The sequence below is a fragment of the Streptomyces sp. NPDC001153 genome, assembly GCF_053598315.1.
Genome location: NZ_JBSFJZ010000013.1, coordinates 205,339 through 218,404 on the forward strand (window position 1 = coordinate 205,339; position 13,066 = coordinate 218,404).

A 13,066-nucleotide genomic window follows, 5' to 3' on the forward strand; every position below is an offset into this window, starting at 1 on the left:
CCCGGGAGGCGCTAGTCGCCCAGCCGCAACTCCAGCCGACCGATCGCAGCCCACACCCCATCGCCGTACCCGTCGTCGGCCAGAGCGCCGGCGGCTTCGCGCGCCCGGTCCAGTTGGCTGCGGGCCGCCTCGTCCCGGCCCAGCTTCATGTAGTCGGCGGCGAGATTGAGGTGGAGCAAGGGAAACAACCCCCGCACGCTCAGGGGAGCGCCTCGCTCCTCCGCCGCCGACAACGCCCTGAGATCCCAGGCGAGTTCGGCCTCGGGGTCCTCCTGCGTGTCCGCGAGATAGTGGGCCAGGGTGCACCGGTGCAGCGGGTCGCCGTCCTCGCCGACCTCCGCCCACAGGTGCAGGAACCGGCTGCGGGCCTCCTCGCGGTCGCCGCCGTGGTGCAGCATGACGGCCTGCCCGATCCGCGTCAGCAGGGCATCCGGTGCCGCCTGCTCCTGTTGCTCCGCCACGGGTGCCCTCCGGGCTGTCGACCGTTGTGTGGTGCTGACGCTAAACGGCGCCGCGCGGATTCTCGGTCAGGCGGCGCCGTTGTGCCTTCGGCCGGTGGGAAACCGCGGGGCCATCGTGGCTGGTCGCGCCGCGCGGCGGAGCCGCACATCGACACAGGCCCGCGCCCCTGGGGAGTTGCACCCCGGTCGGCTTCGGGGCGCCCCCTGTCCTCAGCCCAGATTCGGGATGCGCCAGTCGATCGGCTCATGTCCCTGCGCGGCGATCGCCTCGTTGATCTGGGTGAACGGGCGGGAGCCGAAGAACTTCTTCGCGGACAGCGGCGAGGGGTGCGCGCCCTTGACGACCACGTGCCGCTGCTCGTCGATCAGCGGCAGCTTCTTCTGCGCGTAGTTGCCCCACAGCACGAAGACCGCCGGGTCCGGACGGGAGGCCACCGCGCGGATCACCGCGTCGGTGAACCTCTCCCAGCCCTTGCCCTTGTGCGAGTTGGCCTCGCCGGCCCGGACCGTGAGGACCGCGTTGAGCAGCAGCACACCCTGCTGGGCCCACGGCATCAGATAGCCGTTGTCCGGGATCGGCAGGCCCAGCTCCTCCTGCATCTCCTTGTAGATGTTCCGCAGGGAGGGCGGGGTCTTCACGCCGGGGCGGACCGAGAAGCACAGGCCGTGGCCCTGGCCCTCGCCGTGGTACGGGTCCTGGCCCAGGACGAGGACCTTGACCTGCTCGTACGGCGTCGCCTCCAGCGCGGCGAAGACCTCCTCGCGCGGCGGATAGACGGGACCCTTCGCCCGCTCCTCCTCGACGAACTCGGTCAGCTCCTTGAAGTAGGGCTGCTGCAGCTCGTCGCCCAGAACCCCGCGCCAGGACTCGGGCAGCATGGCGATGTCGGTCACGTCAACGTCCTCACGATGTCGATCAACCACGGCGTGTGGTCACTTCCAGGTTTCAGAACCTACAGGCGACCACTGACAACCGGCACGCGAAGGCCGCTTCCCCGGGGATCACCAGCTGGTCTTGCGGTGCAGCGCCCACATCATCATGATCGTCGACGGGTCGAGGGCCTGTTCGCCGCCCGAGACGTCCTCGCTGGCGGCGACGAACTGCCGGCCCTGCCACAGCGGGATCAGCCGCGCGTCGTTCACGATGACCTGCTGGGCCTCCTCCATGTCCTTGACCGTCTGGGCGCGGTCGCTCTCCGCGCGCGAGTGGGGCAGCACCTTGTCGGTGATCTCCTTGGACGGGTAGGGCGTACCGAGCGCGTTGTGCTCGCCGACGAACGGCGCGATGAAGTTGTCCGCGTCGGGGAAGTCCGGGAACCAGCCGCGGCCGAACACCGGGTACTCGCCCTTCTGGTAGCCGACCACATAGGTCTTCCAGGGGCGGCTCTTGAGCGTGATCGTGAACAGCCCGGACGCCTCCAGCTGCCGCTTCAGCTCCTGGAACATCAGCGCGGTCTCGGAGCCGTAGCGGTCGGTGGTGTACCAGAGGGTGAGCGGGACGGGCTGGTGGATGCCCGCGTCGGAGAGGATCTTACGGGCCTTGGGGACGCTCGGGTCGCCGTAGTCGTCGAAGAAGCCGGTGGTGTGTCCGGTCAGGCCCTTGGGCACCATCGAGTACAGGGGGTCGACCGTGTCCTTGTAGACCTTGTGCGCGATGGCGCCCCGGTCGACGATCTGGGCGACGGCCTTGCGTACGGCGGGCTGCTTGGCCCAGGGGTCCTTGGGGTTGAACACCAGGTAGCTGATGTCGATGCCGGACCCGTCGACCAGCTGCAGGTTGCTGTCGGCGTGCTGCTGGAGGGCGAGGATGTCGTCGGCGGCGAGGCCGCGGTAGGTGACGTCGATCTGCTTGTCCCGCAGCGCCTTGACCATCCCGGCCGAGTCCTGGAAGTAGCGGATGGTCACCGCGTCGTTCTGCCGCCTGGCGAAGCCCTGGTAGTTGCCGTTGGCGACGAGGACGGCCTGCTTGCCCTCCTCGTAGGACTGGAGCTTGTACGGTCCGGAGCCGTCGACGTCGCCGTCCTTGCGCAGGGAGCGCGCGGGGTAGTCCTTCGGGTCGACGATCGACATGGCGGGCGTGGCCAGCACGAACGGGAAGGTGGCGTCGGACTGGTTGAGCTGGAAGACGACCTTTCGGTCGCCGGTCACCTGCACCCGGTCCAGGCTGCCGAGCAGACCGGCGGGCCCGCTGGGGGCGTCGATCGTGCGGATGCGGTCGATGGAGTACTTGACGGCCTGGGCGTTCAGCGGGTCGCCGTCCGCGAACTTCATGCCCGCGCGCAGCGTGCAGCGGTAGGTGCGGCTGGAGGAATCGGTGAAGGAGCAGCTCTCGGCGGCGTCGGGCTGGGGGGCGGTGGCACCGCTGGGGTAGGCGACCAGCGTCTGGAAGATGTTCCGGTACAGCTCCCAGGACCCGTCCCAGGCACCGGCGGGGTCCAGCGTGCTGGGGGCGCTGGTGGTACCGACGACGATGGGGCCCTTGCCGTCGCCGCTGCCGCTGGACAGCAGGCCGCAGCCGGTCACCAGGGACATGGACGCGATCGCCGCGACTCTCCGCAGGAATCGGTTCCGGTTGAACACGCGCACGCTCCTCGATCTGCCATACCAAGGGTCGGCAGACCATACCGCAGCGTTCTGTCCCCTGAACCTCCCCTGATTCACGGCTTCTTGATCGACTTCGCGATGACGACGTTGTCAGTCCGCTGTGCGGATTCCATGAGGGGTTCCGGGCGCCGATCCGTCCGAAAATCGACGCCCGGAAGGTGGCTCAGCCCACGCCGGCGTTGAGGAAGATCCCGCCGTCCACGACGAGCGTCTGACCGGTGACCCAGTCGGACTGCTCGGAGGTGAGGAAGGCGGCGGCCCCGCCGATGTCGGACGGCACGCCGAGCCGGCCCAGCGGGTAGGAGGCGGCGGCCTCCGCCTCGCGGCCCTCGTACAGGGCCTGCGCGAACTTGGTCTTGACCACGGCGGGGGCGATCGCGTTGACCCGCACCTTCGGCGCGAACTCGTGCGCCAGCTGCTGGGTCAGGTTGATCATCGCGGCCTTGCTGACGCCATAGGCGCCGATGAACGGCGAGGGCGCGAGGCCCGCGACCGAGGCGATGTTGACGATCGCGCCGCCGTTGTCCTTCTGCCAGGCGTGCCAGGTCTTCTGGGCGAAGCCGAGCGCGGAGATCACGTTGGTCTCGAAGACCTTGCGTGCCACGTCCAGGTCGAGGTCGGCGATCGGGCCGAAGACCGGGTTGGTGCCCGCGTTGTTGACCAGGAAGTCCAGGCGGCCGAAGGCCTCCATGGTGCGCCCGACCGCCTCGGTCTGGTGGGCCAGGTCGTGCGCCTTGCCGGCGACGCCGATGACCCGGTCCGAGCCGAGCTTCTCGACGGCCTCCTTCAGCGCGTCCTCGTTGCGGCCGGTGATGCACACGCGGTCGCCGCGCGCGACGAGTGCCTCGGCGACGCCGTAGCCGATGCCGCGGCTGGCGCCCGTGACGAGGGCGACCTTGCCCGAGAGCTCGGGGAGTTCAGCGGAAGTCATGTACCCGTATCCCTTAGTTGAGCGGTCCGCCGGCGACGTACAGCACCTGGCCGGAGACGAAGCCGGCCGCCTCGCCGGTGAAGAAGGCGATGGCGTTGGCGATGTCCTCGGGCTCGCCGACGCGCTGCACCGGGATCGTGCCGGCGGCGGCCTTCTTGAAGTCCTCGAAGTCCATCTTCATGCGGTCGGCGGTGATCTTGGTCATCTCGGTGGCGATGAAGCCGGGGGCGACGGCGTTGGCGGTGATGCCGAACTTGCCCAGCTCGATGGCGAGGGTCTTGGTGAAGCCCTGCAGGCCCGCCTTGGCGGCGGAGTAGTTGACCTGGCCGCGGTTGCCGAGCGCCGAGGAGGAGGAGAGGTTGACGATCCGGCCGAAGCCCGCGTCGACCATGTGCTTCTGGACGGCCTTGGTCATCAGGAAGGAGCCGCGCAGGTGCACGTTCATGACGGTGTCCCAGTCGGAGACGCTCATCTTGAACAGCAGGTTGTCGCGCAGCACGCCCGCGTTGTTGACCAGGATCGTGGGGGCGCCCAGCTCCTCGACGATCCGGGCGACGGCCGCCTCGACCTGCGCCTCGTCGGACACGTCGGCGCCGACCGCGATCGCCCTGCCGCCGGCGGCGGTGATCTTCTCGACGGTGTCCTTGCAGGCGGCCTCGTCGAGGTCGATCACGGCGACCGCGCGACCCTCGGCGGCCAGCCGTACGGCGGTGGCGGCGCCGATGCCGCGCGCCGCGCCGGTGACTACCGCGACCCGCTGTTCAGTGGTGGACATTGCTGCTTCTCCTCGCCCTTGAGAGAACCTGTCGGGGCCTTCGGAAGTGAACCCCTGGTGCGGTGAGCGACCGCTTAGTACCTTCAATACAACGTGACGCTAGAAGCCCTGGCACCCGGTGTCAACGGCACACCTCACTCAGGCGCCATTTTCTTGATCACCCTGTACAGCTCCGATGTCAGCGCAGGCAAGGCGCTCGCGGCGCGGGCGCCGCTCCCAGGGATAGCAGAGGCGCCGCCTTCGGCGCTCCCATGGCGGGGCGAGGTGAGGCCGGCCGGCGGACGGTCTGCGGCCCCGCAGCTCATGCGCGCCGCTCGGGGCGACCGACTGTACCGGTCGCCGATGTGCTGCCGGTGGCTGCCGACGGTGCTCCTCGGGCCCGGCCGGGGGAACCGGGCCCGGGTCACCGACCGTCGAGTGCCTTGTCGAGGGTGAGTGTCGCGTCGATGAGGGCGAGATGCGTGAACGCCTGCGGGAAGTTGCCGAGCTGGCGTCCTGTCAGGTCGATCTCTTCCGAGTACAGGCCCAGATGGTTGGCGTACCCCATCATCTTCTCGAACACCAGCCGGGCCTTGTCCGTCCGTCCCGTGCGGGTGAGGGCGTCGACGTACATGAACGTGCACAGGGAGAAGGTGCCCTCCGAGCCGTGCAGGCCGTCGGGCGAGGCCTCGGGGTTGTAGCGGTAGACCAGGCTGTCGCTGACCAGTTCCCGTTCGATGGCGTCCAGGGTGGATGCCCACATCGGATCCTCGGGGCTGAGGAACCCCACCGTCGCCATGCGCAGCAGCGAGGAGTCCAGCACCTCACTGCCGTAGTGCTGGACGAATGCCTGCCGTTCCTCGCTCCACCCCTTGGCCATGACCTGTTCGTAGACGGCGTCCCGCTCGGTCTGCCACCGTCCGGCTGCCGAGGGCCAGCCCTTCGCCTCGGCGAGGCGCAGGGCGCGGTCGAAGGCCACCCAGGACATGACCCGGCCGTAGGTGAAGTCCTGGCGCCCGCCGCGGGTCTCCCAGATCCCCTCCTCCGCCTGGTCCCAGTGGTCGGCCAGCCAGTCCAGGTTCGCCCGCATCGCGGTCCATCCCCGGTACCCGACCTGGAATCCGTGCTGCTGCGCGAAGTAGATGCTGTCCAGCGCCTCGCCGTAGATGTCCAGTTGAAGCTGTGTCGCGGCGCCGTTGCCGATCCGCACCGGCGCGGAGCCCGCATAGCCCTGCCAGTGGTCGAGGATCTGCTCGTCCAGGTCGGACGAGCCGTCGACCCTGTACATGATGTTGAGCGGGCCTGTGCTGCCGCTGCTGCCGGCCTGCTCCCTGACCCGGTCGCTCAGCCAGACGATGAACGCCCGGGCCTCCTCCGTGAAGCCCAGCCCCAGCAGGGCGTACACGGAGAAGGAGGCGTCACGGATCCAGGTGAAGCGGTAGTCCCAGTTGCGTTCGCCGCCCAGTTGCTCCGGGAGAGCCGCCGTCGGGGCGGCCACCACGGCACCGCTGGGAGCGAAGGTCATGAGCTTCAATGTGATCGCGGAACGCTCCACCATCTCGCGCCAGCGCCCGGTGTAGCGCGACTGCGCCAGCCAGGAGCGCCAGAACGCCACGGTCTCGTCGAAGAGCCGTTGGTATGCGTCCAGGCGGATCTCGGCGGGCGGCCCCTCGGCGCCCAGCTCCAGCATCAGCCCGCGGTGCTGACCGGCCTGCAGCGTCAGCGACAGGTGCAGGTCGGCACCCTGGCCCGTGAGAACGTCGAGGAGCCGCATGTCCTCGGGTTCACGGATGGGGTGCACGGTGAGCTCCGTGCCGTCCTCCGCGGCGAAGACCGCTCCGTTCGGGGTGATGTGCAACTCGTGCTTCGTGCGCCCGTAGTCGAACCGCGGGGCGATGTCCACCTGGAACGTCATGCTGCCGCGCACACAGCGCACCAGACGGACCAGCCGGTGGCGGGAGGTGACCTTCGTACCGGTCACGGGCATGAAGTCGACGACCTCGCCGGCACCCGCCTCGGTCATGAACCGGGTCACCAGGACCGCCGTGTCGGGCAGGTACAACTGCTTGGTCGCATACGTCCGGTGCGCCGGCCGGACCGTGCAGTGCCCGCCGTTGTCCTTGTCCAGCAGCGCCCCGAAGACACTCGGCGAGTCGAAGCGGGGGGAGCAGAACCAGTCGACCACGCCATCGGTGCTGACGAGCGCCGCGGTCTGCAGATCGCCGATGAGACCGTGGTTTTCGATGAGTGGGTAGCCGTTCATCGCGGCGCCCCCTTCGGTGTGAGACACCCGAACGCCCCCCTGGATCAGCCTAATCCGTAGGTTCCGCTCCCGCTCGTCGTCCGAATGCGCGCGCTGGGCGCCGGCAGCCGGCAGGTCACGCCGGGCGGTCGAGGAGCCGGCCCGCCGCACCTCTCACCTCAGAGGAGGTGATCGTCCTCGTCGGTGGTCTTGCGGTTCCGGTTGGCCATCTCTTCCCAGAAGGCATCCAACTCCCTGACGGGGATGCTCACCCAAGGCGCGGTGCGACGGCTGACGGCCGGCAGATGCCAGCGGGAGCGGCTGTGCAGAAGCGCCTGTTGCTGCCGGCAGAACAGCTCCGCCACCTCCGTCTGTGCCTTTCCGGCCCGCGGAGGATAGGGGCACAGACGGAACTCGCACGGGGACACGCACGTGGTGCGGGAGCCCTCCCTCTCGGCCCGGCCGACACTGCGTTCCGGGTGAAGCCGGCTGCGGTCGTGGGTGAGACAGAACGGGAGGTCGTTCCTGTTCGCGCGTTTCAGACGTTCCTCGATGTCGTCCGGGGTTTCGTTGCCCTCGGTGAGATTGAGCATCACCAGTACGTCGGCGAGAAGGCGCTGTGCCCGCGGGTGCAGGATCGTCCAGCCGACGGACGGGGCGATCCACAGGTTGTGCTTGCGGTAGCGCTCCGGATCAGCCGGGGTGGAACCGACGTTGTCCGTGGCCTCGTTCTCGTCGATCCAGATGAACCGCTCGGGGTGTCCCGTCTCGAGGGCCAGGGTCATCAGATCGCCGGCCTCGGCGACAAACGGGTGCAGGACCCTGTCAGCATGGCGCTCGTGCGGGGCGCCGACGGACGGTGCGGCCTCGTGCGCACTGCCCGCCATGGCGAGCCATCGGGTGACCGACCTCATGGGCTCCATGGGGCCGTCGGATGCCACGTCGCCGTCCGGCGAAAATCTGGTGGGCGGTGGTGCGGCTCGGCGGCCGTGCCTGTTCGCCGCGCCCGTTCCGCCGTTGTGTCCAAGCGTGTCGGGGAGCTCCCACAGGCACAGTGCCTGCATAAGACTCAGCTGCGCGTACCAGGAGCGACTGCGGGTGAGCATCTTCTCCGCCTGTTTCACCAGATACGCCCGGGTCTCCTGGTAGGCCCCCGGGTGCCGTCGTCTGCGGTTCGCCGCGTTCTTGAAGCCCTGGGCCAAGGCGTTTTCCAAAGAGAACGGCATAGGCGGGGTCTGCCGGCCGGCCGGGACGATCAGGTTGTCCAACCACAGGTTCAGCCGCTCCTTGGCCTCGTCACGGTACTTCTCGGAGACCGACCCGACACTCATGGGAACGAGCCAGGCCCGGAGAGCGAAATGGCGCCACCAGGTGATGCGGCTCTGCTCGTACTCCTCCACGATCCGGTCGTGCTTCCGCTGTCTCCTTTCCGCCGCCTCCAGGTCGGCAGCAGGTCTCTTGTCCACTTCTTTGAGCCAAGCAGCGTATTCGCAGTCGAGCTTCTGCTTCGCTTCGCGAATCTTGTCCAGGTACTGGGATATGGGGTCGCTTCCGAGTGTGAACTCCGTGCGTAGTGCCTGGAAGGCCGCATCGCCACCGGCGGCTATTTGGTGTGCGATGGCGATCCGGACCGGATGTGAGGGCTCATGCGTACCGATGTCGAAGAGGCGCTTGTAGGGCAGCGCATGGTTCAGCGCATGGTTCCCCTTGTCGCGGCGGTTCCGTTCACGCAGTGCGGCTCCGAAGCGCCGGACCAACCGCAGCTTCGCGTCCTCGATGGTCCGCTGATCGCCTCTGATGTCGAGCCTCGGCCATTTTTCTTCCAGGTCACGGGCCAGCTTGTCCTGTATGGGATCCGGATCGACACAGTCGATCTCCAGGGCCGCTGCGTACAGGTCGAAGTACTTCGCGTCGTGCCGGCCCTCCGCGGCGTCGCTCAGCAGCTTGGAGAGTCCCCGCGTTCCGTGGCTGTTCCAGGTGCGGGCAGCCGTGGCCGGCACGGTGGCCGACTGGGTGGCGCGGGGATCTGCCTGCTGACGTGAGAGCAGCACCAGAGCGATGAGCAGTTCCCGGGACGGCCCCGGACTGTGCAGTGCCGGTGTGACCACCGCGGTGATCTCGTCGTCCTTCATCTCCCTCAGCAGGAGATATCCCAGATATGCCTGAAGGATGCTGTGCGGGAACCGAACCTTATTCTTGCAGCCGTAGACCAGTCCGAGGAGCTGCCCATTGGCGGTATATCTCGCCAGTTCCGTACGACACTCGACGGGGTAATTCAGGGTGTCGAGCCAGGCTGCTGAACCGCCGATTTTCCGGTGCAATACGCCCCATATCGCGTCGCGTTGCTTCGGGGAAACGGTGAGGCGCACTCCGTGCTGCTGAGGATCCAGGGGCGGTTCCTCTTCCATTTCCTGATATTTCCTGCGCTCGCAAAGATCGTTCAAGTGCGCGCTGACGAATGCGTCGAACGTCACCTCGATACTGTCCTGCAACAGTCCGAGGCAGGCCAGCGCCGACACGACCCACAGCGTTTCCCGGCGCTCCCTGCGGTCCATCACCAGCCTGTCGAATATGTGTCCGTCTTCGATGGCCTGTCGGTAGGTGTTCAGAAGCCCGAGTCTGAGAGTCGAGCAGTCGTTGCTGCGCGTGTCCAGGCGACCGCCTTCCTCACGGAGGGTCAGGTGCTCCAGGAGCCCGCACTGCTGCAGCAGACGGGCGATACGCAGGTAGATCGGCGAGTCCGTGACCTGGGCGGTCTCCACCACCCAGTCCAGTCGGCGCTCGTCCGACTCACCGGGTTCGCGTATCAGGTATTCCAGGGCCGCTTCCTCGCTCAGCGGTTCAAGGTTGGCGATCGCGGCCCGGGTCCCCTCGAGCGGTGCGTGCGGGCGCGAGGCGATGACCAGGGGGAGCTTTTGCCGGTCCGCGCGCTCTATCGCCCGGCGGATGATGTTGTCGCGGTCCTCCTGGTACTTCTCGTCCAGAAGGGCCTCCTCCAGACCGTCGGCGATGACGACAGCCTTGTCGTCGAGTCTCAGCTGCCGCCACGTCTTGTCGATGTTGCTGCCGGCGAGTACTCCCTGATCCGCCTCGTCCTCGAAACGACGCCGTGCTATTTCCTCGAAGTCGAGTTCACCGTCGCCCTTCATGTCGCGCAGACTGATGGGTACGGGAACGGCGGACTGTTGTGCCAGCATCCGGGTGAGTTCGACCAGAACGGCCGTCTTGCCGACGCCCACACCACCGACGAGCAGATAAGGCTTCCGCGTTTTCCGGCTGCGGAGGGTCTGGGCCATCACCTGGGACAGTTCCCGGCGCCCGACAATCCTGTTGACGAGCGTACCGGCCGTGGGGACCAGTTCATGGGGATGCGTGCGCGCCTTGTCGATGAGCGGCTTCTTGGTCTTGTGGTACCAGTAGAGAAGGAAGAATGCCAGGAGCAGGGAGCCCGTCAGAACAGGGCCCACGATGTTCTTGACGGCGTCGAACCAGAAGGAGTCGAGGGATTTGTGCAGATCGGTATCTTTACCCTTCGGATTACTTTTGAAATCATAAAGAGCCAGTCCTACCCAAGTGAAAAGAAGAAGAGTTCCGAGGAAGGCGTATATGCGCAGCAAGGGGCCCAGGGAAAAATTCCAGGAGCGCCAATTCCGGTTAGGGACGATGCTCCTGCGTGCCTCCCTTTCAGTCCTGATCTTGCGCCATCTTCTGCCCACTGTCCGTGAGATCCGGGAGGACCACCGTCTCGGATACAACGTGTACCAGGGGGCGCTGTGGGGCCGTGCCCTGCCTTCCGGATGGCGGATGACCTTGGTGGACATGAGGTCCGTTCCCTCCGCGCGGCACATTGCTGACGGGACGTCCTGCGGACGCAGAGTGGTGGCGCGCATAGAGATCGGCGGGTCATGGTCGTGGTGCCGCGCATCACATGTGCGACCCGGCTCCACGCTGCAACTGCGTCATATCGCTGCCCCGCGTCGATGGCATCGGCCGCGCGAACACCTGCTGGCACGTATGCCTTCATTCCCATCAAAGCACGCGTAGGGTGGACCGCAACACGGCCGCCGGTCAAACGGACGTGGCCTCCTGCGCAGCCTGTGCGCGGGGCATAGCCCTTCTGCAGGCCGGTAGTTGAGCTGTGGACTTCCGGGCGCGCTGCTGATCGTCTACAGGGCCGGTCTTCGCGCTTCGGTGGGCACCGGCCTCCGGGGTGCGGTGGCCTGCCCCCGGCTCTTCGATGTCACCACACCCGCTGGGATCGCACGGTCACGTACGCACTGACCAGCCGCTCGGCAGCCGCTCACGCGCCGTCATGGGAGGGCTGCTTGAGGTACGGCCAGGCCGGCGCCGGCGTCACTCCGGCCCGCTCTGCCCGGTGCGAGCGCGCCACCGCCGGAGCCACCCCGAGGCTGGTCGCCTCTCGCAAAACCACTGCCGACGGCACCTCCTGATGCCCATTCTGGTTCAGGCGACGGCGATGGGGACGTCATGTCACAGGTCGGCCGAATCGACCTCTGGCATACGCCCGCGGCCCATCCGGCGATCTTGCGGGATCGCGCGTATCGTTGTGGATGCGGCAGTGGTCTGCGCGCCCGGCGTTCCCGGCAGCGACACCACTCGCGGCTTGACCATCGAAAGTCCCCAAGAACGATCTGCGCTCTCCTGAGCCGTCCTTCCGGCATGCTCGCGCCGGATTCCCACGTACTCGTGGCGGCAGCCGATGGACGCACTCGATTCCCGCCCTTTCCCTCCGCGTGATCAGGAAGCCGGCAGCAGGCCGGATCCGATGGATCCGCTCGAAAGGTGACGGAGTTCGGAAATGCCCGAGTCCACCATGTCCGACATGCGCGCCCGCACCAGACGGCCGTCCGGCGCTTCCCGAGCGCGGGCGAGCGGTAGTGGTTTCGATTTCAGCGATCCTCGGCCGCCGGGTGACTCCTTCTTCACCCGGTCCGGCACCGATATGTCGACGTCCCAGGCTGTGGCCGTCACCGCCCTGACGGCCACCGGTGACGCCGTGCTGAGGGCCGTCATCCACCACAGCGACCGCACGGAACCCTCCGGGCAGTTCGTCGGCACCACCGGCCACCGGCACAGCGTCCGCGACCTGACGTGGAGCCGCGCCGCCCACCTGTCCGCCATGCGAGCCAGGGCCGAGACCGTCCGACGGTGGCCGGCCGACTCGAACGCCGGCCGCCACACCCGTCCAGGCGCGCCCGGCAGAGGAGGAGTGACTGCCCCATGTACGAGAAGTTCCCCCAAGGGGCGGCGAAGCGCACCGACCCCGCTGCGGCGGCCGAGGTTGTCTACGATGCCGTGATCGTCGGCGGCGGGATCTCCGGTGCCCTCATCGCCTCGCGGCTCAGCGACGCGGGCAGGAGAGTGCTGATACTGGAGGCGGGCCCGGCCGAGGACCTGACCCTGAGGGGGTACGAGGACTACCTGAACCGGTTCTACTCGGCTACCAGCAAAGACAACCAGTCCCCCTATCCGGCCATCCCGAACGCCCCGATGCCTCGCGGCACCGACGCGCGGCGCATCTTCCCGGGCGCGCCCGATGCTTCGGCCTACCTCGTGCAGAGTGGGCCCTTGGCCACCGACACGACCTATACGCGGGTCCTCGGGGGCACCACCATGCACTGGGAGGGCAAGACGCTGCGGATGCTGCCCGAGGACTTCCGGATGCGCACGCTCTACGGCGAGGGGGCCGACTGGCCGCTCACCTACGAGGATCTCGCCCCGTACTACAACGAGGCCGAACGCGAGATCGGGGTCTCCGCCGACGTGGAGGACCAGGCCTACCTCGGGATCACCTTCGACGAGGGCTATGTGTTCCCCATGAAGGGGCTGCCCCTGTCGTACCTGGACCGGATGGTGGCCAGGGATGTCGACGGGATGCCGGTGGAACTCGACGGGGAGCGGCGGGAGTTGCGGGTGCGGCCGTTCCCGCAGGGGCGGAACGGGGTTCCGAACCCGGCTTATGACGGTGGGAAGGGCTATGTGCCGCGGGGGGCGGTGAGTACGTATCAGGTGGAGGTCGGCGGGCGGTGCCAGGGCAACAACAACTGTGTGCC

Annotated in this window: 9 protein-coding genes; 1 reads left to right on the plus strand and 8 read right to left on the minus strand. The window is 67.7% G+C overall.

Annotation, left to right across the window (positions count from 1 at the left end; all coding sequences use genetic code 11):
- Positions 1–11: 11 nt before the first annotated feature.
- The 8 genes from ACWDEN_RS17510 to ACWDEN_RS17545 form a co-directional block, all read right to left on the minus strand.
- On the minus strand, positions 12–461 hold the full coding sequence (locus ACWDEN_RS17510) for a hypothetical protein (protein ID WP_351615861.1): 450 nt from the start codon (positions 459–461) through the stop codon (positions 12–14).
- A 210-nt stretch (positions 462–671) separates the two neighbouring features.
- Entirely contained in the window at positions 672–1,355 is a 684-nt protein-coding gene (locus tag ACWDEN_RS17515; RefSeq protein ID WP_351615858.1) for a uracil-DNA glycosylase, read from the minus strand.
- A 108-nt stretch (positions 1,356–1,463) separates the two neighbouring features.
- Positions 1,464–3,041, minus strand: coding sequence for an ABC transporter substrate-binding protein (locus ACWDEN_RS17520; protein ID WP_450859579.1), 1,578 nt, complete (start codon positions 3,039–3,041; stop codon positions 1,464–1,466).
- A 187-nt stretch (positions 3,042–3,228) separates the two neighbouring features.
- Positions 3,229–3,996, minus strand: a complete 768-nt coding sequence (locus tag ACWDEN_RS17525) for an SDR family oxidoreductase (protein ID WP_351615852.1) — start codon at positions 3,994–3,996, stop codon at positions 3,229–3,231.
- A 13-nt stretch (positions 3,997–4,009) separates the two neighbouring features.
- The gene (gene fabG, locus ACWDEN_RS17530; RefSeq protein WP_351615849.1) at positions 4,010–4,771 is read right to left on the minus strand and encodes a 3-oxoacyl-ACP reductase FabG; all 762 of its coding nucleotides are present in this window, start codon (positions 4,769–4,771) and stop codon (positions 4,010–4,012) included.
- A 403-nt stretch (positions 4,772–5,174) separates the two neighbouring features.
- On the minus strand, positions 5,175–7,013 hold the full coding sequence (locus ACWDEN_RS17535; protein WP_351615846.1) for a glycoside hydrolase family 15 protein: 1,839 nt from the start codon (positions 7,011–7,013) through the stop codon (positions 5,175–5,177).
- A gap of 158 nt (positions 7,014–7,171) precedes the next feature.
- On the minus strand, positions 7,172–10,609 hold the full coding sequence (locus tag ACWDEN_RS17540) for an ATP-binding protein (protein ID WP_351615843.1): 3,438 nt from the start codon (positions 10,607–10,609) through the stop codon (positions 7,172–7,174).
- 1,141 nt (positions 10,610–11,750) lie between these two features.
- Positions 11,751–11,984 carry a hypothetical protein gene (locus ACWDEN_RS17545; protein WP_450859580.1) on the minus strand — a complete coding sequence of 78 codons (234 nt, stop codon included), beginning with the start codon at positions 11,982–11,984 and terminating at the stop codon, positions 11,751–11,753.
- 249 nt (positions 11,985–12,233) lie between these two features.
- Between ACWDEN_RS17545 and ACWDEN_RS17550 the strand changes: the two genes are divergently transcribed.
- Positions 12,234–13,066, plus strand: an 833-nt coding sequence (locus ACWDEN_RS17550) for an NAD(P)-binding protein (protein ID WP_450859581.1), incomplete at its 3' end; no start/stop codon positions are given.